Origin of the sequence: Agrobacterium tumefaciens (assembly GCF_005221385.1) — a bacterium.
Lineage (GTDB): Bacteria > Pseudomonadota > Alphaproteobacteria > Rhizobiales > Rhizobiaceae > Agrobacterium > Agrobacterium tomkonis.
In genome coordinates this window covers 92,303-115,708 of record NZ_CP039903.1, presented here as the reverse complement: position 1 = coordinate 115,708, position 23,406 = coordinate 92,303, and the positions used below count along the sequence as shown (strand labels likewise).

The following is a 23,406-nucleotide window of genomic DNA, read 5'->3' as shown; positions in this document are numbered from 1 at the left end:
CTCTTCGAAGTCCCACAGATGGTAATGTATGCGGCCAAGTTCAAGCACCTGGCAGGCATCAGTCGGAACCGACGATGTTCGTCAGATGACGCCCATGCACCAGGCAATGACGGACTTCTGTGCGTGGAGCCGGTTTTCCGCCTCATCGAAGACCACCGATTGCGGCCCGTCGATAACGCCGTCCGTTACTTCCTCGCCGCGATGCGCCGGCAGGCAGTGCATGAACAGTGCGTCCTTATCGGCCTTGGCCATCAGTGCTTCATTCACCTGATAGGGCTGGAAGATGTTGTGGCCGCGCGCCTTGTGTTCCTGGTTCATCGATACCCAGGTGTCGGTAACGATACAATCTGCCCCGGCAACCGCCTTGTCGGCATCATGATATAGCGCGATCTCGCCGCCATTATTGCGCGCCCAGTTCAGGAACTTATCATGCGGTTCAGAGCCCATGGGCACCGCCATATTCATGCGATAACCAAAGCGGGCCGAGCCCTCAACGAAAGAGTGCAACACGTTATTGCCGTCACCCGTCCAGGCAATGGTCTTGCCTTTCACCGGACCGCGGTGTTCCTCGAACGTCAATATATCCGCCATGATCTGGCAGGGATGGGTGTCGTCCGTCAGGCCGTTGATAACAGGCACGGTTGCATGTTCGGCAAGCTCAAGCAGGCGCGAATGATCCGTGGTGCGGATCATGATGGCGTCGACATAACGCGACAGAACCTTGGCCGTATCACCGATCGTTTCCGCACGACCGAGCTGCATTTCCGTACCCGACAGGAACAGGGTCTCACCGCCGAGTTGACGCATGCCGACATCGAAGGAAACGCGGGTTCGGGTGGACGGCTTTTCAAAGATCATCGCCAGCATCTTGCCGGCTAACGGCTTTTCCGCAGTGCCGGCCTTGGTGGCAATCTTGCGCGCCCGCGCATCATCAAGAATCGTCCGCAAATCCTCCGACCCAACGGCCGAAAGGTCTAGAAAATGTTTTGGTGAAGCCATTTCAAACTGTCCCATGCTCGCGAGCCTCCAGGAAGAGGCCCGCCCTTGATTGGTTTCAGGCGATTTTCGCCTGTTTCGCTGTCAGGGAGGCGGCAGCCGCTTCCACTCGCGCCAGCCCTTCGCGGGCCTCTTCCGCCGTGGTGACGAGCGGCGGCAGGAGACGGATGACGTTGTCACCTGCCGGAACGCCGAGCAGGTGCTCCGCGCGCATGGCCTGCAGCAGATCGCCCGAAGGAACCTTCGCCTTGATGCCCATCAACAGGCCTTCGCCACGAATTTCCTCGATTACATCAGGATAGCGGTCCTTGAGCGATGCCAGTCCCTGGCGGAAGACCAGCGCGACATCACGAACCTTTTCCAGAAAACCGTCGGCCAGAACGACATCCAGCACCGCATTGCCGACCGCCATTGCCAGGGGGTTGCCGCCATAGGTGGTGCCATGCACACCGGCCGTCATGCCGGAGGCGGCATCCGCTGTTGCAAGGCATGCGCCAAGCGGGAAACCGCCGCCGATACCCTTGGCAACCGCCATGATATCAGGCGCAACGCCGGTCTGCTCATAGGCAAACAGCTTACCCGTGCGGCCGACGCCCGTCTGCACTTCATCAAAAATCAGGAGAAGGCCGTGCTCGTCGCACAATCCACGCAGGATTTGCAGGAATTCCTTGCTCGGCGCACGAATACCGCCCTCGCCCTGGATAGGCTCGATCAAAAGCGCGGCCGTCTCAGACGTGATGGCAGCCTTCAAGGCATCGACATCAGCGAAAGGAACCTGATCGAAACCTTCGACCTTGGGACCGAAACCCTCGAGATATTTCTGCTGGCCGCCGGCAGCGATTGTTGCCAGCGTGCGGCCATGGAACGCGCCCTCGAAGGTGACGATGCGGAATTTTTCCGGGTGGCCCTTTGAATAGTGATAACGGCGCGTGGTCTTGATGGCGCATTCCAGCGCTTCAGCACCGGAATTGGTGAAGAACACCTTGTCCGCGAAAGTTGCTTCCGTCAGCCGCTTGGCGAGCTTTTCCTGTCCGGGCACTTCATAAAGGTTCGAGACGTGCCAGACCTTCTCGGCCTGCGCCTTGATTGCTTCCACGAGGTGCGGATGGGCGTGGCCCAGCGAGTTAACCGCAACACCGGCTGCAAAATCCAGATATCGTTCGCCGCTCTCCGTGAACAGCCAGACGCCTTCACCGCGCTCGAAGCGCAGCGGGGCTCTTGCAAACGTATCGAACAATGGCGCGGCGGCTTCGGCCATGGCTGTATCACTCCTTGCGCGGATGCGCTGTCATAAGGTTGTCAATAGGCTCGCGAGGTTATCCCTCGCCTGAAAATCAAAAATGCCGCCTCGCGGCGGCAGGGGCACTATTGTCACTTCGTTTGCCGATGTCAACAAAAGTCCGCGTTTCCCGGGCTTCTCAAGCACTAGTAGGCGCCACCGAAAGAGGCCCAAGGTGTTGCCTTTCAGACTCAACTCGCCAGCAAGTTGGGGAAAACCGGAAAATCGATTCCAGATGATTCCCGCGACTCTTGCCACGGAGTCGGGCTGGCACTAGGTTAATCGCTAATTACTAGACTGCATTGCGGCGGAACTAGTCACCTAAAATCCGGCAGAAACCACGCTCGCGGCGCGCCCGCGAGACGGAGAGGGATTCTGCCGAAAGATACGCGACAAGCGGAGAAGCGGCATGAACTGGACAGACGAGCGGGTCGAGAAACTCAAGAAATTGTGGGCCGAAGGACTGAGCGCCAGCCAGATAGCAGCGCAGCTGGGCGGTGTAAGCCGTAATGCCGTGATCGGCAAGGTCCACCGCCTCAATCTGCCGGGACGCGTCAAGGCCGGCGGACCGGTGACTTCTGCACGCTCCGCGCCCAAGCGCACCGCGGCCCCTGCCCCGCGCGCGACAAATTTCACGGCACGCGTCAGCGCGGCACCGGCCCGAACCATGAGCCGTTCGAACGCAGCAACGGCTCTTCATGAAGAGATCGATATCGAAACCGCGCAGGTTCTCGATTACGTTCCTTCCAGAAATGTAGTGACGCCGATTTCCCGTCGCTTGACGCTGACGGAACTGACCGAGCGCACCTGCAAGTGGCCGGTCGGTGATCCCTTGAAAGACGATTTCCACTTCTGCGGTTGCGAAGCGCTGGAATCCTCACCCTATTGCAAGTTCCATGCGAAGCTCGCCTACCAGCCGGTCAGTGAGCGCCGTAAGGCTTGAGTGTTGCGGCACGCATTCAGCACTCAAAAACTACGGGCCTTCGGGCCCGTTTTTTTATGACAAATTCAGGCCGGTTCCGGAAAACAATCGCCGGTGGCATGTTCGGCCTTTCCTCCACGCCGCCCGGTCCAGGCACGTGCGGTTTAAACGGCAACTTTGGACGTGCCCTATCTCTTTGTTTTACGCATTTTCCGGACGTAGAACCGCTTTACTGGAAATACTCTAGCCCACAATCCGCATGCGAACAGGCCGCCGATTGTCCATTCAAAAGGTCAAGGTGCCGTGTTTGGGAAAGGTTCAAAACCGAAAGGCCCGAAACCGGAATGGTGTCGGGCCTTTTGATTTTGGTCAGATGTTGTGCTGATTGAAGCTGCTGTTCGGCTTAGCTCAGGCTTCCATCGAATATCCAGCACCGCGAACGGTGCGGATGACATCCTGCATGTGCGAAAAATTGAGCGCCTTGCGCAGGCGTCCTACGTGAACGTCAACGGTGCGCTCATCCACGTAGATATCGTGACCCCAGACGCCGTCCAGCAACTGCGAGCGGGAGAACACCCGGCCCGGAGATGTCATCAGGAATTCCAGCAGGCGAAATTCCGTCGGTCCGAGGCGCACTTCGCGGCTCTTGCGGTGAACGCGGTGGGTTTCGCGATCGAGTTCGATATCGCCGCATTTCAGCACCGATGAAAGAACCTCGGGGCGGGCCCGGCGTAGCATGGCCTTGACGCGGGCCATGAGTTCCGGCGTCGAGAACGGCTTGACGACATAATCGTCGGCGCCGGTGGCAAGACCGCGCACCCGCTCGCTTTCTTCACCGCGCGCTGTCAGCATGATGATGGGCAGGCGTTCGGTTTCGGGCCGCATTCTCAAGCGCCGGCACAGTTCGATGCCGGAAACACCGGGCAACATCCAGTCCAGGATAAGAAGATCCGGAATACGTTCCTGCAGCCTGATTTCCGCCTCGTCGCCACGGGGTATCGTGTCGACGTCGTATCCCTCAGCCTCGAGATTGTAACGAAGCAGGACGCTCAACGCTTCCTCGTCTTCCACAACTGCAATCTTGGGCACCATATACTAACTCCGCAAGCTTCTGCCTGTCTGTTATTCGGTCACCGAACCGAGTGTGTTGGAACTATCGTCCTTCGGACGCTCACCCTCCGGCTGGCTGCCGGTGGCCATGTAATAGATTGTCTCAGCGATATTCGTCGCATGATCGCCGATACGCTCGATGTTCTTGGCGCAGAACAGAAGATGTGTGCAGGTGGTGATGTTGCGCGGATCTTCCATCATGTAGGTCAGAAGCTCACGGAAGAGCGACGTGTACATGGCGTCGATTTCTTCGTCCCGTTCACGAATGGCGTTGGCTTTCTCGGCAGAACGCGTGGAATAGACGTCGAGTACTTCCTTGAGCTGCACCAGCGCCAGTTCCGACAGATGTTCGAGACCGCGGGCGAGCTTGCGCGGCACGCCGGTGCCGGCAACCGCGATAACGCGCTTGGCAGTGTTCTTGCCGAGATCGCCAACGCGCTCGAGATCGCCGGCAATACGCAGCGTGCCGATGATTTCGCGAAGATCGGCCGCGACAGGCTGCCGTCTGGCGATGGTGACGATGGCCTTGTCGCCGATCTCGCGCTCGGAATGGTCGAGGATCGCGTCGTCGGAAATGACCTTCTGCGCAAGCGCAGCGTCGGAATTGACCAATGCGCGCACGGCGTCGGCGCACATCTGCTCGGCCAGACCGCCCATTTCGGCGATGCGGCGCGTCAGGAACTTCAATTCCTCGTCATAAGCGGACAGAATATGCGAATGGGTCGTTGTCTGTGTCATGGTCTAATCCTCCGGCTTGGCCTTCATGCACGTGCACGCCAACGGGGCACGGCAAAGGCACCAGTCTTGTTCGGTTTCGATAAAGCGCCGGCCGGAAATCAGCCGAAGCGGCCCATGATGTAATCCTGCGTACGCTGGTCGTCCGGATTGGTGAACATCTTGTCCGTTTCGTTTTCTTCGACAAGATGACCAAGATGGAACATGGCCGTACGCTGGGAAACACGCGCTGCCTGCTGCATGGAGTGCGTGACGATGACGATCGTAAAGTTGGCGCGCAGTTCGTGGATCAGTTCCTCGACCTTGGCGGTTGCGATCGGATCGAGCGCCGAGCAGGGTTCATCCATCAGGATCACTTCCGGGCTGACGGCAACCGCGCGCGCAATGCACAGACGCTGCTGCTGACCACCGGAAAGGCCGGTACCGGATTCCTGCAGGCGGTCTTTCACTTCGTTCCACAGGCCGGCCCTCTGCAGGCTCTGTTCAACGATCTGGTCCATATCCGCCTTGTTACGGGCAAGACCGTGGATGCGCGGACCGTAGGAGATGTTCTCGTAAATCGTCTTCGGGAAGGGGTTCGGCTTCTGGAACACCATGCCGACGCGGGCGCGCAATTCCACGACATCGATCGCCTGATCGTAGATATCGTCGCTGTCGAGGGTGATCTTGCCGGTAACCCGGCAGCCATCGATCGTATCGTTCATGCGATTCAAGGTACGCAGGAATGTGGATTTACCGCAACCGGACGGACCGATGAGCGCAGTGACCGTGTTTTCGCGGACATTGAGGTTCACGTCGTAAAGCGCACGCTTTTCGCCGTAAAAAACCGAAACGTCCTTGCCGATCATCTTGTACGAAACTTCATTCATTTTCTTGTCCAGCGCCTTTTCAACTGCTGCTTCCGACAACATGTTCATTGCTCAATCTCCCTCTACCAGCGCCGTTCGAAGCGGCGACGCAACAGGATTGCGCCAACATTCATGACGATGAGGAACAAAAGCAGGATGATGATAGCGCCGGATGTCCTTTCGACAAAGGCACGTTCCGCTTCGTTCGCCCACATGTAAATCTGCACCGGCAGAGCCGTGGACGGATCCATCGGCGTTGTCGGATAATTTGCAACGAATGCCACCATGCCGATCAAGAGCAGCGGCGCCGTTTCACCCAGCGCATGGGCAAGGCCGATGATGGTGCCGGTGAGAATGCCGGGCATGGCGAGCGGCAGAACGTGATGGAAGATCGTCTGCATCTTCGAAGCGCCGAGACCAAGTGCTGCGGCACGGATCGACGGCGGCACGGCCTTCAATGCGGCGCGTGTGGCAATGATGATCGTCGGCAGTGTCATCAGTGTCAGGACGAGGCCGCCGACCAGAGAGGCCGAGCGCGGAAAGCCCATGAAGTTGATGAAGACGGAAAGGCCAAGCAGACCGTAAACGATCGAGGGAACAGCCGCGAGATTGTTGATGTTCACCTCGATAAGATCCGTCAAACGGTTCTTCGGAGCAAATTCCTCGAGATAGATGGAGGCTGCGACACCGATTGGCAGCGACAGAACCAGCACGATCATCATCATATAGAAGGAACCGATCAGCGCCACACCGACACCTGCCGCTTCCGGACGGCTCGAATTGCCGTTAACGAAGATGCCGGTGTTGAAATGTTTGCCGAGCTGGCCGCCTTCGGCGAGCTGATTCATCCAGCCGAGCTGCTGGTTCGAGATACGGCGGTTGGCTTCATCCACCGTCAGATCGACCTGGCCCTTGAAGGCACTATCCACATCGCCCGATGCGAGAAGCGTGACGTTGCGTGTGGTGCCGATGACGGCAGGATCGGCGACGACGATGTCGCGCAGCTGGGTGCGGACGCTGTCGGAGATCATGACGTTGACGGCGCGCAGACCGGCGCGGTCCGTCGGCGCGACGCCGAGAACCTTGGCAACCGCATCTCGGGCGAGAACGGGATAATTGGCCGTCATCAGCTTTGCGGGGTTTGCGGCCCGCTCATTCTTCGGATCGATGATCAGTTCGGAAAACTCGACCGGGACCGTGATCATCGTCTGCTGGAAGGCGGTGTAACCCTTGGAAACGACCGACCAGAGCAGCAGGAAGAGGAAGATGAGGCCGAAGGAAATCGCTGCCATTCCATAGGCGCGGAAGCGGCGTTCGGCGGCATAGCGGCGCTTGATGCCGATATCACGGCGCGTGGCGCTGTTTCCGGCGGCAGCACCGGCTGTGGGAGAAACGATGTCGGTCATTCATATTGCTCCCGGTATTTGCGCACGATGTAAAGCGCGTAGATATTCAGGCAAAGCGTGATGGCGAAAAGCGTGATGCCCAGCGCGAAGGCGACAAGCGTCTGCGGCGAGGTGAATTCAAGGTCGCCGGTCAGCTGGCTGACGATCTTGACCGTCACCGTGGTCATCGGTTCGAACGGGTTGATCTGCAGGCGGGCCGCAACACCGGCGGCGAGAACCACAATCATCGTTTCGCCGATCGCACGCGACGCCGTCATCAGCACGGCGCCGACGATGCCGGGAAGAGCGGCAGGAACGATGACCTTCTTGATGGTTTCAGAGCGCGTGGCACCAAGACCGAGAGAACCGTCGCGCAACGAACGCGGCACAGCGGTGATGATATCGTCCGACAGTGACGAGACATAGGGAATGAGCATGATTCCCATCACAAAGCCGGCGGTAATGACGCTCTGCGCCTGGATGAAATTGGCATAGTTTCCGGTTGTGAGACCGCTGATCTGCGTGGAAATGTCTCGCAGGAAAGGACCCACCGTCGTCAGCGCGAAGAAGCCATAGACGATCGTGGGAATACCGGCGAGGACCTCGAGCAGCGGCTTTGCCACTGAACGCAGGCGCGGCGAGGCGTATTCCGACATGTAAATCGCCGAAAACAGACCGACCGGGACCGCGACCAGCATGGCGACGAAGCCGATATAGAGCGTGCCGGCAAGCAGCGGGATGAGGCCGAACTGGCCGGAGGAGTCCGTTGCCCCAGCGGCGGCAAAACGCGGATCCCACACGGTTCCGAAAAAGAACTGGTGTGCCGGAACCATGGTGAAGAACTGGATGGCTTCCGTCAGCATCGACAGGACGATGCCGATGGTCGTCAAGATCGCGATGGACGAGGCAACAAGCAAGGATGCGAGAATGACCCTTTCAACCTTGTTGCGGGCCCGAAAGCGCGGAGCGATCGAACGCAGCGCATAAGCGGCGCCGGCGAACGCGGCCGCCAGCACGATGACGATCATCGCGATGCGGCTTGTAGTGGTCATCGTGTTCAGCGTCTGGGCAGCATCGACCATATAACGCTCAGGATCGCCGGCGATCGCGACGCCTTTCGATGCCAGAAGCGGCCTTACCGCGGCTGTATCCGCGTCTGCCTGCGCAGTTTCTTCCGCCGTCAGGCGCTGAAGACCTCGGGCGATGGAGCTCACCATGCCATAGGTCAGGCTTTGCTGCGCCTCGGACTGGGCGCGCACATCTTCGGGAAAATTGCCGCGCACGGCAGAAGTGACGACCAGCGGGCTGATAACGAGCCAGACACAGAGAATGAACGCCGCGGGCAACACCGCCCAGACGACCGCGTAGGAGCCGTGATAACCGGCACGGGAATGCATGCTGGCGGGGCGCCCGCCAGACAGAGCAATGGCGCGGCGGCTGCCGAGCAGATAACTGCCGATGCCGATCAGCGCCAGTATCAGCAAAAGGATCGATGTGTTCATTAGAATTCCCTCGGCGTGCCTCAAGAGCACGGTGCGATATCGGGCAAATCAAAAAGTCATCAAAACGAGACCGCTGGACCATCCAGAGATGCCTGCCTTTTGACTGTATCAAAGTCTGGCAAGCGTCAAGGTTGATACAACCTATCCATCTGTAATCCATAAACAATTATGTGGATGGCGATGGATCGGAACTGTCAACCGGAGACAATCGCCGAAGCGGAGAGGCACCGGGCGGAACAAGGGGCGCGGCAGGCCGCGCCCCTCATCTTTATTACATGGAAGCGCCGGCTGCGAACTTGGCGCGGATTTCTTCGCGCTCCTTGTCCGGAGCGGCAACCAGGCCGTAGTTGGCGAGCGGGGAATCAGGGCCGATCATGTCGTCAGAAACGAAGAACTCGACATATTCCTTGAGGCCCGGGATAACGCCCAGGTGAGCCTTCTTCACGTAGAAGAACAGCGGACGGGAAACCGGGTACTTGCCGCTGGCAACGGTTTCGGTGGACGGAACAACGCCAGAAACAGTGGCAACCTTCAGACGGTCAGCATTGTTTTCATAGAAAGCGAGGCCGAAGACGCCGAGGCCGGTCTTGTTGGCGTCGATGCGGGCCAGCGTTTCGGTGTAGTCGCCGTCGATGTCGACCGCGGCGCCATCCTTACGGACAGCGATGCACTTTGCAGCTGCCTGCTTGGCATCGGTGACGATCTTCTTGATGGCGTCGGTAGCGCCGGCTTCCTTGCAGCCGTCAGCCATGATCTTCTCTTCGAAGACTTCGCGGGTGCCGTGCTTGGAACCCGGGATGTAAGCGGCAATCGCTACATCAGGCAGTTCCTTGTTGACTTCCGACCACTTCTTGTTGGGGTTGGCAACGAGCTTGCCGTCCTTGACGATTTCAGCGGCGAGAGCGAGGTAAAGATCCTTCGGCTCGAGCTTGATGTCCTTGTTGGAAGCGTCCATTGCGAAGACGATACCGTCGTAACCGATCTTCACTTCCTGAACGTCGGCAACGCCGGCAGCCTTACAGGCGGCCAGTTCGTCGCTCTTGATTGCGCGCGAAGCGTTGGCGATGTCGATGGTGCCTTCACCAACGCCGGAGCAGAACGCCTTCAGACCACCGCCCGTGCCGCCGGACTCAACAACCGGAGCCTTGAAGTTCGGGAAGGTTTCGGCGAAGGTTTCAGCAACGATCTTGGCATAGGGCAGAACCGTGGAAGAACCGGCAACCTGGATCTGGTCGCGAGCAGCGGCGGCGCCAGCGAAGGCGACAGAAGCCACCAGAGCTGCTGCGGAAAATTTAAGGATGTTCATTTGTCTCTCCCGTCGTGGGCTTGTTTGTGGACGCGGCCGATAGCGGCACTCGCTCAAAGCATGCGCTCGGCGACCTTTTCTTAACCACCGTAGCCACATCCTTTTATGTCACTTCAGTGAAAGATTTGTGACAACCTAAATTATTGATTTAATTTATAAAATTTTACGACAGTAAAAGCAGATAGATATTTTATGTCAGAATCTGACCGTGAAGTCCGTACCGTTGCCCAATTCCGATTTGATGATGAGGCGGGCACGGTGGCGGGTGAGGATGTGCTTGACAATGGCAAGCCCCAGACCCGTTCCTTTTTTGGAACGGCTGTCGGCGACACTGACGCGATAAAACCGCTCCGTCAGACGCGGCACATGTTCAGCGGGAATGCCCGGCCCCTTGTCGATGACGCTCACTTCCACCGGCTTGCCGGGTTCGGCGCGCAGCCAGACATCCACGACCTTGCCTTCCTGTCCATATTTGCAAGCATTTTCAACGAGATTTTGAAACACCTGCACCAGTTCGTCGCGGTCGCCCTGCACTTCTGCCGGCCGGTCAGGCAGATGTAGGGTGATCTCGACATCCAGCTCATTGGCGAGCGGCAACAGCGCGTCCCGCACATGTCCGATGACGGGGACGAGGTCGACCTTCTGGTCAGGCGCGATATTCGCCCGCAGCTCCAGCCGTGAAAGCGACATCAGATCATCCACCAGCCTGCTCATGCGGGTTGCCTGATCCAGCATGATGGCGAGGAAACGTTCCTGTGCCTTCGGATCGTTGCGAGCCGGACCCTGCATGGTTTCGATGAAGCCGCGCAGCGAGGCGAGCGGCGTGCGCAATTCATGGCTGGCATTGGCGACGAAGTCGCTGCGCATCCGGTCGATGCGGCGAAGCTCCGACACATCACGGAACGACAATATGTAAAATGGCGGGCCGGCCACCTCCCCCGCATCCGCACGGGCGATGCGAACGATGAAGACCCGTTCGGATGGAAAACGCTCCGAATGCTCGACCTGATTGGGCTGGCCGGTGGTGATGGTTTCGCGGATGACATCCAGCAGACCGGGAGATCGCAGGCGGGCGGAAATATGCGCGCCGGGTGGAAGCTGGCCGAAAGCACGTTCGGCCGCACCGTTCTGAAACAGCACGCTGGCATTCTTGTCGAGGATGAAGACCGGCGTATCCAGCACTGCAAGGCCGGCCCTGACACCGGAAATGACACTTTCGGCGGGCACCTCGGGTTCATCCGTTTCCGCAACCGCGGTTTCATCGGTTTTCGGCGCCACTGGCCGTTCCCGAACCGCAAGAATGGCGATGATGGCACAGAACCAAAGAACGGCCGGCATATAGGGCGTGTGCAGTTCCGAAACGGCCACGATGGCCAGCATGCTGACGACGAGAACGGGCAACCAGTTTCGGCCAAGCTTTCGTCCCAAAAGCCTTAATCCACGATCGCCTTCCATGACTGCCATTTCAGCCTGCTTTCCACTTTCACCTGACGGCGCATCGAATTCTCATAGGCCAGCTTCATGACAGAGATTCATCACCGCGCATTTTTCGCAACGTATATGCGCAAAATCTGTGCCGCAATCTTCCCCGGCGCCGCACCATGCGCAGCCACTCCTCTTTCACTTGAATTCTGCCGGTGGATATGAACTCATTGGCGGTGAGTTGCCTTTACACAACAATAGCCGGAGAACAAATATGGCCGAAGACACGAAGAAGCGAGCGGTGGAGCTTACCATTGGCGGCAAGCCGCGCAGCTTCGACATCGACGATCCGGTTCTTCCCGACTGGGTGGAGGACAAAAAACTCTCTGCAGGCGACTTTCCCTACGACAAGAAGATGAAACGGGAAGATTACGACGCCGCGCTGGAGGCGCTGCAGGTGGAGCTGGTGAAGGTGCAGTTCTGGCTGCAGGCCACCGGCAAACGGGTGATGGCGGTCTTCGAAGGCCGCGATGCGGCGGGCAAGGGCGGCGCGATCTTTGCGGCCCGGGCCTATCTCAACCCCCGTTATGCCCGCGTGGTGGCGCTGACCAAACCGACGGAAACAGAACGCGGCCAATGGTATTTCCAGCGCTATATCTCACATTTTCCGACTGCCGGCGAATTCGTTCTCTTCGACCGTTCCTGGTATAACCGCGCCGGTGTCGAGCCGGTCATGGGATTTTGCACCCCGGAAGAACACAAGCGCTTTCTCAAGGAAACACCGCGGCTGGAAAAGATGCTGGTGCATGAGGACATTCATCTTTTCAAGTTCTGGCTCGACATCGGCCGCGAGACGCAGATCGAACGCTTCCACGATCGCCGCCACAGCCCGCTGAAATGCTGGAAGCTTTCGGATATGGACATAGCGGCGCTGACGAAATGGGATGACTACACACAAAAGCGCGACGAGATGCTGGAAAAGACCCACACCGACGATGCCCCCTGGACGGTGGTGCGCGCCAACGACAAGCGCCGCGCCCGTGTGAACCTGATCTGCCATATTCTCAATGCACTCGACTATGACGGCAAGGACAAGAAGGTGATCGGCGAGATCGACGACAAGATACTGGGGTCGGGTCCGGAGTTTCTTAAATAGGACGGGGAGACGAAGGCAAGCGCCTCCTCACGGCGGCGCTTGCCATTCTTCCTGTCAGTCTTACTGGCCGGGCAGAATGCGCACGGAGTAAAGATTGACCGGGCGGCTGTTGCCGTCAATGTCGCTGTTGATGAAGATTTTGCCCGGCGCGTTAGGAGCGAGCGAGCGCTCGAATGTCGCGTTCAGCAGCATATCCGCCCTTTCAGCCGTGGCCGTAAAGCGGTGACGTGAACAATCTCCAAGCGTGGCGAAATCGCAGGCGACGGAAACCTGTGTCTGCCGGTCGCTGGATGATTGCAGCGTGATCGATATGGTCGAGGACTTGCCCGCCATGTCACGCATGACTTCCACCGGAACCTCGACGCTAACAGCACCATCCTGCGAAACACTTCTCGACGTCACCTTTATCGCCTTGCCGGCAGGTGTGGCGATGTTTTCGACCGTGGCGCGCGGGCCTGCCGAAACTCCGGCGCTGCCGCGCTCGGCATTAAAGAGTTCCACCCAGTCATCGGAGAAACCACGGCCGGCGGAGAGGCTCGGCGCCGGTTCTGCGCCGTTGAAGTCCTCCGCCTGCACCTGGGCCGGCGGATTGGGCACGCTGGTATCACGTTGCGCCGGCGACAGCAGCAGGCCGGACGAATAGACCCACCAGGCGCCGAAACCGATGAAGGCGAGAAGCGTTACATATATGAAAAGCCTTGCAAAAAGTCCGCGGCGCTTGCGGCGGCCAACAGCGCCTTCCGGGCGGAAAGCAAGCGAGGCATCGCCCGCGCTGGATCCTCTCCTGGATGGCTTTGCATTGCGCCGACCGGCACTTAGCGGCTCTTCAGCAGCAGCGACGCCCGGCCGCGCGTCACGCGTTTCGCCACGCAGTTCCGGCTCGACGGCCATATCGCCGTGGTGCTGCGGCTGCGAAACGGGATCGACCGAGGGTTCATCATGGGCGACACTCTCCGGCAGTGGTGGCCGCAATTGCTGTTCCACCCTGTCCAGAAGCCGGTTACGCTCTTCATTTTCAATGACATGAATGAGGCTTTCAAGCCGCTGGCGTTGCTGGGCGACGACCTGTGGTTCGTCTATGCCCTGCTTGCGCAGGCCAGCTTCCAGCGCCTGGCGCGATGATTGGTAAATCCGTGCACGAACTTCGGCGTTCGATCTGTCCGATTTTTCCAGAGCATTTCTGATTGCCGTTTCCAGTCCGCTCACGACCGATCCTTGTTCTGTTGCGCTGTGCAAAAATATGCGGCGCTGCGCCATTGGTTTACGATTCGGTAACGGCTATGCCGCGCCTCCGCAAGCATCGTTTGTTATAATGACCGGATTGGCTTGGGGAAAATCGATCCATTGTGGCGCTGCGAACGCAGATTTGTGACGCCGATACGGCGCGGTTTTCGCTTTCAATCCGTCGCCGAACACGATATTAACTTACGTGCGCGTAAACGTAATTCATGGGAGGAAACATGCTACCGTCCGTGCTGAAAGACAATCTGCGTCTTCCGGTCATAGCATCACCGCTATTCATTATTTCGCATCCGCAATTGACGCTGGCACAATGCAAGGCGGGTGTCATCGGCGCTTTCCCGGCGCTGAACGCGCGGCCCGAAAGCCAGCTGGACGAATGGCTGGCGATGATTACCGAAGAGCTTGCCGCCCATAACAGCGCCAACCCGGATCGTCCGGCTGCCCCCTTTGCGGTCAACCAGATCGTGCACATGTCCAATCGCCGGCTGGAACATGATCTTGGCCTCTGCGTCAAATATAAGGTGCCGGTGGTGATTTCCTCGCTCGGCGCCGTACCGGAGGTCAATGCGGCGGTGCACTCCTATGGCGGCATCGTGCTGCACGATGTGATCAATGATCGACACGCCCGCTCCGCCATCCGCAAGGGCGCGGATGGGCTGATTGCGGTGGCAACCGGCGCTGGCGGACATGCCGGCACGTTGTCACCCTTCGCGCTTGTTCAGGAAATCCGCGAATGGTTTGATGGCCCGCTATTGCTGGCCGGCGCCATCGCCAATGGCGGTTCAATCCTCGCGGCACAGGCCATGGGCGCGGACATGGCCTATATCGGCTCGCCCTTCATTGCCACGCAGGAGGCGCGCGCTTCCGACGGCTACAAACAGGCGATCGTGGACGCTCAAGCGAAAGACATCGTCTATTCGAATTATTTCACCGGCGTTCATGGCAACTACCTGAAAAGCTCCATCGTCGCCTCCGGCATGGATCCCGACGACCTGCCCGAAGCGGACCCCTCCAAGATGGACTTCGAAACGGCAACCGGCGGGGCAAAGGCCTGGAAGGACATCTGGGGCGCCGGCCAGGGTATTGGCGCGGTCAAGGCCGTGGAGCCGGTGGCAGACCTCGTCGATCGGCTGGCGCGGGAATATAAGGCTGCGAAAAACCGCATCTGCACAACGGCCTGACGCCGCCCGCAAACAATAAGCAGGCAAAGCTTTTTGCGGAAATTTCAAAAGCCGCGTATTCAAGGCTTGAAATCCGTCAGCATTGCCTGTATCAGCCCGCCATGAAGCTGATCCGCAACAGACGGGTCATGTTCGGGCCGCTTTAGCTCAGTTGGTAGAGCACGTCATTCGTAATGACGGGGTCACGTGTTCGAGTCACGTAAGCGGCACCATTTTTTTCTAAAAAACCTAGATATCTCAAATCATTAAGACGGAGCGGTGGTTTTTCATCCACCTTTCTGCCCACCTTTTGCGCGTCGGTATGAGGATGGTCACAAGCCCGTGAACTGCACTTGCCCGTTTGAAGCATCGGCGCCGGTCCCAACCTTCTTCAACATGCCCCATAGCCGCGATGGATACTGAAGTGATGAAAGCGATATCGAATTGATGCGCCAGATGGACGAGCACGCACTCACTTTCGATAGGGCAGAGCCGGGGTTTCCCGCCTACGGGCCTTTGCGTCGATCGATGGTCGCGCTCCGTACAATGGGTCAGTCTTTCAGAAAACCTACCGCAACTAACTCGCTTAGCGTATCGTTTCCCCAGTAGAGCAAGACAAGGCTGAACAGGAGCGTACTTATTCCTATCGACCATCTTACCGGAGAAGCCTTGGGGTCTGCGAGGTCCCACCTGTCAATTATAAATATCAGGCAGTGCTCAAAAAGCCTCTGCAAGTAGATGAAAAAGACGAGCCAGGTGAGCCAGTAGACGACGGTAATGAGCATCATTGGATGCTTTTGTCGCGATAGCTCGATCCCGACTAGCAATGCGATTGTCGTCACAATCTTTATGACGTGATCCAAGATTCCTGAAAAATGCTGAAGATTGTCCTTGCTGTCTTCAAATGTCTCACAGTGGGATCGGAAAGCTTGCTCAAGTAACTTCTTCATATTGGCCGGTTCCTGAGTCGCTAATTTTTCGCGGGTATTTAAGTCAAATCGGCTTTTTCGAAAGATGCCAAGCCGTAGCGCGCTGGATTTGATCGCATGTGAACGGACATGGCCAGACGTCTAACCATGTGGCCTATAGGCAAGATTAGCGCACAATCGCTGTAGGGGAGCGTCGCGTCTCCGTTCTCATAGGCCAAGCCCATCACCTTGCCATCTGCATCCTTGCTAAACCTCAGTATTGCATCGGAACGGTATGGTGAAGTTAGAACCTTCTCAGCGACCCAGTTGGCATACGTATGTGGTTCTGATGCTAGTGATGCCTCGTCGTGATGAACGGAGAAGCCGTAGCGGAGAAGCCGATCGGATAAAAGATTGTAAACGAGATGATATCCCGTAAATATCAAAGTCTTCCGTAATTCACCGTTGGGCTCCTTTAGTGAAAGAGCCTGCCCCCTTGCTATGCGGGTTTTGAAAGTGTTCCTGTTAACGCCTAAGAGCTCTGCGACACCGGTAATGCTTGGCATTCCAATGTGCCAGTGGTCTTTTAAATAATGAAATGCCTGAACAGGGAGGTCTTCACTGTTTTTGCTCATCGCGGACACCTTATGGTTTCAATGAAACCATTATGGTTTCAATGAAACCATAAGTCAAGCTCCCCTCCCCGGCGGGATGCGCCAATTCCATGACTTTAGCTGCTATGTTGTTGAGTTTTTTCGTTTTTTGCCCATCAGCATCTCCAGCTTCTTGGAAACTCGCCATTTCACAAGCTTTTCCATGCGGTTGCTGATCTGACTTGTCTGTATCGATCTCGGCCGGGGAACCGGGCCAGATATTCATGGCCGCAGAAATTGCGGCAGCTGCTCCAACATCCTCCAACAGGTCGCGTCAATTGCAGCCTTGATGTCAGGTTTTGTCAGGTTCTCGGCGCCACTTGCCATTTGTCTTGAAAGAAAACGAAAAGGCCAGCGCCTGACTGCTGGCCTATTTCTCTCTGCGCTAGTTCATCCGTAGACGTGCGCAACACATAACCCAAACCGATCTATCTTATCGACCCCATCACAAACTTTGATGCACTCTGTTTCCACTCTGTATTATCAGGGCGGCGCTGCCTTTTTACGGCTTCCGAAAATTCGATCTCTTTTAGGGAGTGACAAAATTCCTTCATCTACCGTACGGCGAGCGTAGCAGCAGACCCCATTCCCCTATTTCGGCCTATTTTACGCTCTCATCAGTATTTCCCACTATTTTATTGGCACATGGGGTAACTGAAAAAAAGCGGGAACGTGGGTTTCTGGCAAGGCTGCCCTCCCCGTAATTTCCCGTAAATCGGGCGTCCTCAGATTTGGGGCAGCCGATTTTTTAAAGCCGGCACCGTCTCAAAAAAGCGACGCATGTCAGGTTCTCATGACACCGCAAAAGCCCGGAACGCGTTTTCTAAGCATCCGGCAGGCGCTTACGCAGCTTTCAGAGCTCTCTGCCGAACCGCCATCCGCTTGCGTCGAGGTTTGAACCGCTTTTGAACACGAGTGGCTTTGCCTGAAGCCTTTTCTGGTTCAACGGAGACCTTCAGGTTTAGCGCCTTCAGGACACCCATCAGCGTTGAAAACTTTGGATCGCCGTCGTCGCTCAATGCCTTATAGAGAGCTTCTCTGCTGACCCCGGCCTGACGAGCAATTTTCGTCATTCCTTCGGCCTTCGCGACAACGCCCAGCGCATGAGTTATGTATCGCAGATCCCCGGTCTCGAAGGCATCGGCAACCAGTTTAGCTTGCGATTCTTCGGAGTCGAAAAACTCCGAAGCGTCAAAAGGTACGGATTCAATAGCCATCTCAAACCTCCTTTGCCATATCCTGAGCACGCTTTACATCGCTCGGCTGGCTCTTCTTGTCACCGCCGCATAGAAGCACGATGATGACATTGCTTTTTTTCACGAAGTAGACGCGATATCCGGGCCCATAATCGATGCGTATCTCACCTATGCCATTGAAATATTTCACATCGCCAAGGAGGCCAGATTGGACCCGCACAAGTCGCGTTGCTATGCGCTGCTGTGCCGTTCGATCCTTGAGGCCGCGGAGCCAGTCTTGAAACTCAGTGGTACGCCTCACCTCGATTGACTGTGAACTAGAGTTATCACTTTCTTCGTCACAGTCAACTGTCTGTTGATTATCTGGTTCCGCAACTGCTTCGTCTTTCTCCCCAAATATCGCTCCCATAATGGCGTCTTCGGGCTTGTCCTTCTTGCCCATGTTAACTCGCTTTCCAACAAAAATTCGACACGACGTCCCTAGTGAATGGCTTCCAAAATCTCAGCACGTGCCACGGTCATTCCTCTCACGCCTTGAGATTAAATAACGGCGGAGCACCGCCTAAACCGCACGGGGGCGCCACCGGCCGGCCCATTCTTTTCTTTCTACTAATTAAAATTTCAGTTGAGTAGACTCGACTCTGAACGTTCAGCGTGTTTGCGTAATCGCGGGGACGTTATTGGGGGCTATTTTGACAATTGTATATTTGCGGGTGCTCAGCGCCCTATTCATTTCGTGTGCCTTGAGCGCATGCACCACTTCGCGGGAAGCGTTCGACAATAATCCAAAGTCGATCGATAAACCGACGCTCTGTCGGACATACTTGCAGAACCAAGATCCAGTATTCCAGCAAGATATTTTGAAAGAACTGAATCGACGGGGCGTACAGGCTTTTGATTGTCCTCAGATGGTTCAGAATCAGGATGCAGCGGCCGCTGCGCTTGTTGCTGTAGCACTCGTGGGCACCGCCGTCGCCGTGTGCGCGAACAACAATTGTGGGGGCGGCGGCTACCGTTTGACGAGCTACTCCCAGATAGGCGGCAGCCTCTTTGTCGGTGAGCAGCTTATCTGCCTTGATGTTAACGTCTGTCATTTGTTGACCTCTAGTGTCCGGTTGCGACAGACAAGAGGATGGCAAATGCGGGACTGCTTAAATATTTGGAAGGGTTAAAAAATAATGGTAGGAGGGATTATTTTATTTGTATCGCATTGAAACTTATATGGTTTTTTTTGCCCCATGCGGCCTCCCGGATTGCTTTAACGGCGGATGTTGCTCTCTAGCCAAAGCCCAAGCGCTATCGAACGCAGCGTCAGTAAGCCCACCTTTATTCTCGGCCCTCATTTCATCTTTGATTTGGCTTCTAGTCTTGCTTGTGTTTTCTTTTTTGATAGCGATTATGCGGGCTGCCATAGTGAGCACAGGGTTCTGGGCTTCTGGAAGTTCTTCTTCCGTGACCTTATGGTGAATCGGTTTAGTGATTGAACTTGCGAATAGGGTTAGGCTTTCCCGCTCAACATAAATCCAATCTGGAACGCTGTAGTCAGAGCGAAAAATGCCGTCTGACATTTGCCCAAATTTGAAAAGTGGCGTGAAATCGTCAACGTTCCAAGATGAACGGCTGAACTGAATAAACGCGCCCTCTCGCACGCCAAGCTCTTCACGCGGCAGCTTGAAGTCACCGCCCTTCGCTGCGCGGAGCGCAAATTTAACCTGCCCTCGGGCTATGGCAGGCCCGAGCTCGTCCATAATCTGGGATATTCGATCGATCGCGTTTTTATCCTTCCCTACAGACGCAAATGCTTTCCGGGGGGTATCTTCCTGCCAGTCGGCAAAAATGGCGCGGCCCAGGATATCTACCGCGCGACCTATGAATACGTAGCTGCCATCCGGGGCATCTCGGGGCTGGCTACTGTCGAACCAAAACGAACTTCTTGTTACTGCTGGGTAATATGCCAATTCGCTGCACTCCGCGAAAGCACCGTTACCGCAGGGAAACCAAAGGTGCGTTTGGCTTGTCGGCTGGCCGGCCTATCCCCACGGATTCGAAATCTCTATCCCTCCGCAACAAGCCGCAGGACTTGCCCACCCTTGCCGGTTACATGATTTGCCCAGCGCTCAAGAAGCTTGCGGCGCTGATCCAAAAAATCGGTTCGCCTATATGCGCGCTCCACCTTACCGCCCACGGTGTGCCCGAGCGTTGTTTCTGCAATATCGTGTGGGGTGTCTGTTGCTTCGGCTATCCAGTCGCGCAAAGAGGAGCGAAAGCCGTGCGGCCGATATGCGATTTTATCGCGCTCCATTAGCCTCGACATCGTGGCATCGGAAATTACGCCCTTCTTGATGCTTGGGAATAGGAAGCCATCACGGGAGAGCGGCAACGCTGCCTTGATGATATCCAGCGCTTCAGGCGTGAGCGGCACGCGGAAATCTGGCGTCTTCCCTTTCCTGCCTTTCATTGCCTCACCCGGTATCGTCCACACGTCGCCCTCAATCTGGTCAACATGTAGGAAGCGCAGTGGTCGGGAGCGAACGCCAGTAAGAATGAGAAGGCGCAAGGCAAGGTGCGTTATCGAACCATCGGAAAGACGGGTGTAGAAAGCTGGCACCTCAAGCCAGGGCATTGCGGGAATGTTAGTGGCTTCGTGTCTCTGCTGGCCTAGAAGCGCCCGAGCTTTGGCAACCGCTTGAATGTCCACCTCAAGGCCAAGGGCGGCAGCATGGCGCATGCAGATGTCGAGGCGGTTTAGGGCCTTGCGCGCTGTCTCTGCCTTGGTGTGCCAGATTGGCGAAAGCACATCGCGAATTTGGGTTTGGTCGATCTCGGCAACCGGCGTCTTGCCGAGTTTAGGAAGAATGTGAAGCTCAAGAGGGCTGAACCACCGGCCCGCCTTCCCATCGCCCTTTAGCTCTGCCTTCCGGCTTTCGAACGCATCGTCGGCAACGTCCTTCAACAGGTGCAGCCGCTTTACCGCTTCCCGCTTATGTTTCTCGCGCTGGCTAATAGGATCAAGGCCAGAGCGTGCGGAGGCGCGCCAGCGTTCGGCAGCTTCGCGCGCTTCCTTTAGCGATACCTCAACGATCGAGCCTAGACCCATCTCCCGGCGCCTGCCGTGGATCGTAAAACGCAACACCCATTGGCCGCCGCCATCTTCACGCTTGATGAGCCACAAGCCGCCGCCATCGGAGAATTTACCGGCACCGGCATTTTTGACTGCAAGCGCCGAAAGCTTGTTCAAAGAGCGGGCCATTTCAATCCACCTTCTAATCCACCTTTGGAGAAACGACTTATGACGACGAACTATTACATAAGACGACTGCGTTTTACAATCGATAGACTGGAACGCAAGGGGTAGGCAAGCGAAAGGCGACAGGTTATGACACACGCTTACTAGAGTTCAATGCACGTAAGCGGCACCATTTCCAAGTAAAATGAAAACTCATTCAATACCGCGGGATCGACAGCTTCGATTTTACACGCCTCTACGTCGTGACAGAAACTCGATAACACGTCGGGGTTCCTTGACCGTCAGACTTCGTCAATCAAACATAATCCCCAATTATTGACTTTCGAGATGATTGTGTGTATCAATACACACATGAAAAGCGGCGACATCGTTTCGGCCTTGAAAGCGGATGGCTGGTACGAGGTGAGCACGATAGGTAGTCACGTTCAATTCAAACATCCAACCAAACCAGGCCGCGTCACTGTTCCTCACCCGAAGAGAGATTTGCCGATCGGCACGCTTAAAAGCATTGAAAAACAATCCGGACTGAAACTGAGGTGAACCATGCGTAACTATATCGGACTGATCCATAAGGACGCTGATAGCGATTACGGCGTTTCTTTCCCCGATTTTCCCGGTGTCGTGACTGCGGGCACTGATCTTGATGACGCGCGCCGAATGGCGGAAGAAGCTTTGGCGCTCCATGTTGAAGGTATGATCGAGGATGGCGAAGCCATTCCCGAAGCGTCTTCTCTCGATACCATCATGGCGGATGCAGAAAACAGGGATAGCGTTGCCATCCTCGTTGCCCTCAAGGCAGAGAGCAGGAAGTCCGTTCGTCTCAACATCACGCTCCCGGAAGACGTCCTGAAGGCAATTGATGCCTTCGCAGAGACCAGAGGGCTGACGCGGTCTGGATTCCTGGCGCGCGCGGCGAAACATGAGATGTCGAACGCAACCCGCGACGATCATAGGTAAGGCCGTTCGACCGACGCGTGATCGTCACGGCAAAAGTGTTTGAAACCAAACAGCCCGCAATACGTTGACCGGCAAGTCACTCTCAACCAGAAAGCCAGTCATCGTGGACGTCATTCGTATTCTTATCGCCATCCTTCTTCCGCCCGTCGGTGTGTTCCTTCAGGTCGGGCTTGGCCTGCATTTTTGGCTCAATATTCTTTTGACGCTGTGCGGTTATGTACCCGGCATTATTCACGCCATCTGGGTGATCCTGCGGAAGTGAAGTCCGGCCATTTGCAATGGAACGTCCGCAACATTTTAGTACGTGATTAAATTCTTATGATCTCTGGAACCTCGTCTTCTCCCTCACGTTAAGGTGATGACAAGCAGCCAAGGAGAAAATCATGAACCAGATCATCTACATCGTCGGCCTCGTCGTTATCGTACTGGCAATCCTGTCGTTTTTCGGCTTCCGCTGATCCCCGTTGTCAATTCACTCGCTTGCGCATATTCTAAGCGGCAGTGACACACGGCTGCGTTCATGGGTTGCTCCGCTGTCGGGTGTATTTCGGGATCGCGTTGCTCTGGGAGGTGCACGATGAAGAACGAGAGATGGACAGAACCGGTCGAGGTCAATCTTGAGGCGAACGGCAAGAGTGTCGTCGCCGGCCCCTCTGAAGCGCTGACGTTGCTAACGGAAGGCTGGCCGAAGATTGGCGGATTAAGCTTCGTGAGAGCCAGAAGCGCCTGCCGCGCCGCCCTTGACGGGCGCAAATCGCCGGAGGAAGCGCGCAAATGTTTCACCGATGCGGTTTCCGAGATGCAGAAAAACCCGCATTGACAGGCCCAAAACAAAACGGCTCCTGAAAAGGAGCCGTTCTTTTACGTATTGCGCTCCCGGTAACAAAATTGCCGGAAGCGCTTTTTTCTGGACCTTACATCCAGTAAGGCGCGACGCCGTAATAGTCGTAAACCTTGCGGTCCTTGGCGTTCAGCAGATCATTGTCATCGAGATTGGCGAAGTGCGGCGCGTTTTCGATCTCTTCCTTGGTAAGATCGATGCGGTAGCCGTCCAGTTCTTCATCGTAATGCAGCTTTTCCCAGGGCAGCGGGTAATAGTCGTCACCGATCCCGAGAAAGCCACCGAAACTCAACACCGCATAAGCGACGCGGCCGCCACGCTTTTCCAGGATAATGCGCTGGATCGACCCGATATGTTTGCCATCGGCGCCATAAACGCGGGTGCCTTCTACCTTGTCGCTGGCGATCAGGCTCGGCGTATCCTTGACATAGGGATCCTGCCCAGCGCGGGGTTCCTGATGCAACATGACGTCTTCCTCCTTGATTTTCTTCGTTGGTGTCACGTCTTGTAAACCCTGCGACGGAGAAATCGTTCCGAGGCG

26 protein-coding genes and 1 tRNA gene are annotated in these 23,406 nt (G+C 56.5%); 8 read left to right on the top strand and 19 right to left on the bottom strand.

Annotated features, from left to right (window positions below; all coding sequences use genetic code 11):
- Window positions 1-81: 81 nt before the first annotated feature.
- Together argF and CFBP6623_RS00575 are read right to left on the bottom strand one after the other, a co-directional pair.
- Window positions 82-999 (bottom strand): ornithine carbamoyltransferase, encoded by a 918-nt coding sequence (gene argF / locus CFBP6623_RS00580; RefSeq protein ID WP_046799462.1) that lies wholly within the window; start codon window positions 997-999, stop codon window positions 82-84.
- A gap of 55 nt (window positions 1,000-1,054) precedes the next feature.
- Window positions 1,055-2,254, bottom strand: coding sequence for an aspartate aminotransferase family protein (locus tag CFBP6623_RS00575; protein ID WP_046799399.1), 1,200 nt, complete (start codon window positions 2,252-2,254; stop codon window positions 1,055-1,057).
- Window positions 2,255-2,684: 430 nt separating this feature from the next.
- Between CFBP6623_RS00575 and CFBP6623_RS00565 the strand changes: the two genes are divergently transcribed.
- Entirely contained in the window at window positions 2,685-3,218 is a 534-nt protein-coding gene (locus CFBP6623_RS00565) for a GcrA family cell cycle regulator (RefSeq protein WP_046799398.1), read from the top strand.
- 387 nt (window positions 3,219-3,605) lie between these two features.
- On the opposite strand, the gene phoB is transcribed toward CFBP6623_RS00565, so the two are convergent.
- The 7 genes from phoB to phoR all read right to left on the bottom strand — a co-directional run bounded on the left by phoB (window position 3,606) and on the right by phoR (window position 11,547).
- Window positions 3,606-4,289 carry a phosphate regulon transcriptional regulator PhoB gene (gene phoB / locus CFBP6623_RS00560; protein ID WP_003493692.1) on the bottom strand — a complete coding sequence of 228 codons (684 nt, stop codon included), beginning with the start codon at window positions 4,287-4,289 and terminating at the stop codon, window positions 3,606-3,608.
- Between the two features lie 30 nt (window positions 4,290-4,319).
- Entirely contained in the window at window positions 4,320-5,045 is a 726-nt protein-coding gene (phoU, locus tag CFBP6623_RS00555) for a phosphate signaling complex protein PhoU (RefSeq protein ID WP_046799397.1), read from the bottom strand.
- Window positions 5,046-5,143: 98 nt separating this feature from the next.
- Window positions 5,144-5,959, bottom strand: a complete 816-nt coding sequence (pstB, locus tag CFBP6623_RS00550) for a phosphate ABC transporter ATP-binding protein PstB (protein WP_046799396.1) — start codon at window positions 5,957-5,959, stop codon at window positions 5,144-5,146.
- A gap of 14 nt (window positions 5,960-5,973) precedes the next feature.
- Window positions 5,974-7,296 (bottom strand): phosphate ABC transporter permease PstA, encoded by a 1,323-nt coding sequence (gene pstA, locus CFBP6623_RS00545; RefSeq protein ID WP_046799395.1) that lies wholly within the window; start codon window positions 7,294-7,296, stop codon window positions 5,974-5,976.
- Entirely contained in the window at window positions 7,293-8,777 is a 1,485-nt protein-coding gene (pstC, locus tag CFBP6623_RS00540) for a phosphate ABC transporter permease subunit PstC (RefSeq protein WP_052820252.1), read from the bottom strand. The genes pstA and pstC overlap by 4 nt, the downstream gene beginning before the upstream one ends.
- 271 nt (window positions 8,778-9,048) lie before the next feature.
- Entirely contained in the window at window positions 9,049-10,083 is a 1,035-nt protein-coding gene (locus CFBP6623_RS00535) for a substrate-binding domain-containing protein (protein ID WP_046799393.1), read from the bottom strand.
- 195 nt (window positions 10,084-10,278) lie between these two features.
- Window positions 10,279-11,547: a phosphate regulon sensor histidine kinase PhoR gene (phoR, locus tag CFBP6623_RS00530; protein WP_046799392.1), complete on the bottom strand. Its 1,269-nt coding sequence runs from the start codon at window positions 11,545-11,547 to the stop codon at window positions 10,279-10,281.
- 232 nt (window positions 11,548-11,779) lie between these two features.
- On the opposite strand from phoR, the gene ppk2 reads away from it, so the two are divergent.
- Window positions 11,780-12,661: a polyphosphate kinase 2 gene (ppk2, locus tag CFBP6623_RS00525; protein ID WP_046799391.1), complete on the top strand. Its 882-nt coding sequence runs from the start codon at window positions 11,780-11,782 to the stop codon at window positions 12,659-12,661.
- 60 nt (window positions 12,662-12,721) lie between these two features.
- Here the strand turns inward: ppk2 and CFBP6623_RS00520 are convergent, their stop codons facing one another.
- Window positions 12,722-13,867, bottom strand: a complete 1,146-nt coding sequence (locus CFBP6623_RS00520; RefSeq protein ID WP_046799461.1) for a hypothetical protein — start codon at window positions 13,865-13,867, stop codon at window positions 12,722-12,724.
- A gap of 254 nt (window positions 13,868-14,121) precedes the next feature.
- Between CFBP6623_RS00520 and CFBP6623_RS00515 the strand changes: the two genes are divergently transcribed.
- On the top strand, window positions 14,122-15,084 hold the full coding sequence (locus CFBP6623_RS00515; RefSeq protein ID WP_046799390.1) for an NAD(P)H-dependent flavin oxidoreductase: 963 nt from the start codon (window positions 14,122-14,124) through the stop codon (window positions 15,082-15,084).
- A gap of 136 nt (window positions 15,085-15,220) precedes the next feature.
- Window positions 15,221-15,296: transfer RNA gene (locus tag CFBP6623_RS00510), tRNA-Thr, on the top strand.
- Between the two features lie 318 nt (window positions 15,297-15,614).
- On the opposite strand, the gene CFBP6623_RS00505 is transcribed toward CFBP6623_RS00510, so the two are convergent.
- The 8 genes from CFBP6623_RS00505 to CFBP6623_RS00470 all read right to left on the bottom strand — a co-directional run bounded on the left by CFBP6623_RS00505 (window position 15,615) and on the right by CFBP6623_RS00470 (window position 21,070).
- Window positions 15,615-16,013 (bottom strand): hypothetical protein, encoded by a 399-nt coding sequence (locus CFBP6623_RS00505; protein WP_080842336.1) that lies wholly within the window; start codon window positions 16,011-16,013, stop codon window positions 15,615-15,617.
- 38 nt (window positions 16,014-16,051) lie between these two features.
- Window positions 16,052-16,606 (bottom strand): hypothetical protein, encoded by a 555-nt coding sequence (locus CFBP6623_RS00500; RefSeq protein WP_137002484.1) that lies wholly within the window; start codon window positions 16,604-16,606, stop codon window positions 16,052-16,054.
- Between the two features lie 10 nt (window positions 16,607-16,616).
- Window positions 16,617-16,889 (bottom strand): hypothetical protein, encoded by a 273-nt coding sequence (locus CFBP6623_RS00495; protein ID WP_137002483.1) that lies wholly within the window; start codon window positions 16,887-16,889, stop codon window positions 16,617-16,619.
- Between the two features lie 577 nt (window positions 16,890-17,466).
- A complete protein-coding gene (locus tag CFBP6623_RS00490; protein WP_175415490.1) occupies window positions 17,467-17,841 on the bottom strand; it encodes an addiction module antidote protein in 375 nt (124 codons plus the stop codon).
- Between the two features lies 1 nt (window position 17,842).
- Window positions 17,843-18,262: a type II toxin-antitoxin system RelE/ParE family toxin gene (locus tag CFBP6623_RS00485; RefSeq protein ID WP_332311143.1), complete on the bottom strand. Its 420-nt coding sequence runs from the start codon at window positions 18,260-18,262 to the stop codon at window positions 17,843-17,845.
- Between the two features lie 283 nt (window positions 18,263-18,545).
- The gene (locus CFBP6623_RS26655; RefSeq protein ID WP_167379166.1) at window positions 18,546-18,914 is read right to left on the bottom strand and encodes a hypothetical protein; all 369 of its coding nucleotides are present in this window, start codon (window positions 18,912-18,914) and stop codon (window positions 18,546-18,548) included.
- Between the two features lie 123 nt (window positions 18,915-19,037).
- Window positions 19,038-19,778, bottom strand: a complete 741-nt coding sequence (locus CFBP6623_RS00475; RefSeq protein WP_137002482.1) for a hypothetical protein — start codon at window positions 19,776-19,778, stop codon at window positions 19,038-19,040.
- A gap of 95 nt (window positions 19,779-19,873) precedes the next feature.
- Window positions 19,874-21,070 carry a tyrosine-type recombinase/integrase gene (locus tag CFBP6623_RS00470; RefSeq protein WP_080842349.1) on the bottom strand — a complete coding sequence of 399 codons (1,197 nt, stop codon included), beginning with the start codon at window positions 21,068-21,070 and terminating at the stop codon, window positions 19,874-19,876.
- A gap of 348 nt (window positions 21,071-21,418) precedes the next feature.
- Here CFBP6623_RS00470 and CFBP6623_RS00465 point away from each other — a divergent pair, with 348 nt between their 5' ends.
- The 4 genes from CFBP6623_RS00465 (at window position 21,419) to CFBP6623_RS00450 (ending at window position 22,844) form a co-directional block, all read left to right on the top strand.
- Window positions 21,419-21,607 carry a type II toxin-antitoxin system HicA family toxin gene (locus CFBP6623_RS00465; RefSeq protein ID WP_080842352.1) on the top strand — a complete coding sequence of 63 codons (189 nt, stop codon included), beginning with the start codon at window positions 21,419-21,421 and terminating at the stop codon, window positions 21,605-21,607.
- Window positions 21,608-21,610: 3 nt separating this feature from the next.
- A complete protein-coding gene (locus CFBP6623_RS00460) occupies window positions 21,611-22,024 on the top strand; it encodes a type II toxin-antitoxin system HicB family antitoxin (RefSeq protein WP_080842355.1) in 414 nt (137 codons plus the stop codon).
- 103 nt (window positions 22,025-22,127) lie between these two features.
- Window positions 22,128-22,286: a YqaE/Pmp3 family membrane protein gene (locus tag CFBP6623_RS00455; RefSeq protein ID WP_046799460.1), complete on the top strand. Its 159-nt coding sequence runs from the start codon at window positions 22,128-22,130 to the stop codon at window positions 22,284-22,286.
- Between the two features lie 315 nt (window positions 22,287-22,601).
- Window positions 22,602-22,844 (top strand): DUF982 domain-containing protein, encoded by a 243-nt coding sequence (locus tag CFBP6623_RS00450; protein ID WP_046799388.1) that lies wholly within the window; start codon window positions 22,602-22,604, stop codon window positions 22,842-22,844.
- Between the two features lie 94 nt (window positions 22,845-22,938).
- Here CFBP6623_RS00450 and CFBP6623_RS00445 read toward each other — a convergent pair whose 3' ends face one another.
- On the bottom strand, window positions 22,939-23,331 hold the full coding sequence (locus CFBP6623_RS00445) for a PRC-barrel domain-containing protein (RefSeq protein WP_046799387.1): 393 nt from the start codon (window positions 23,329-23,331) through the stop codon (window positions 22,939-22,941).
- Between the last annotated feature and the right edge of the window lie 75 nt (window positions 23,332-23,406).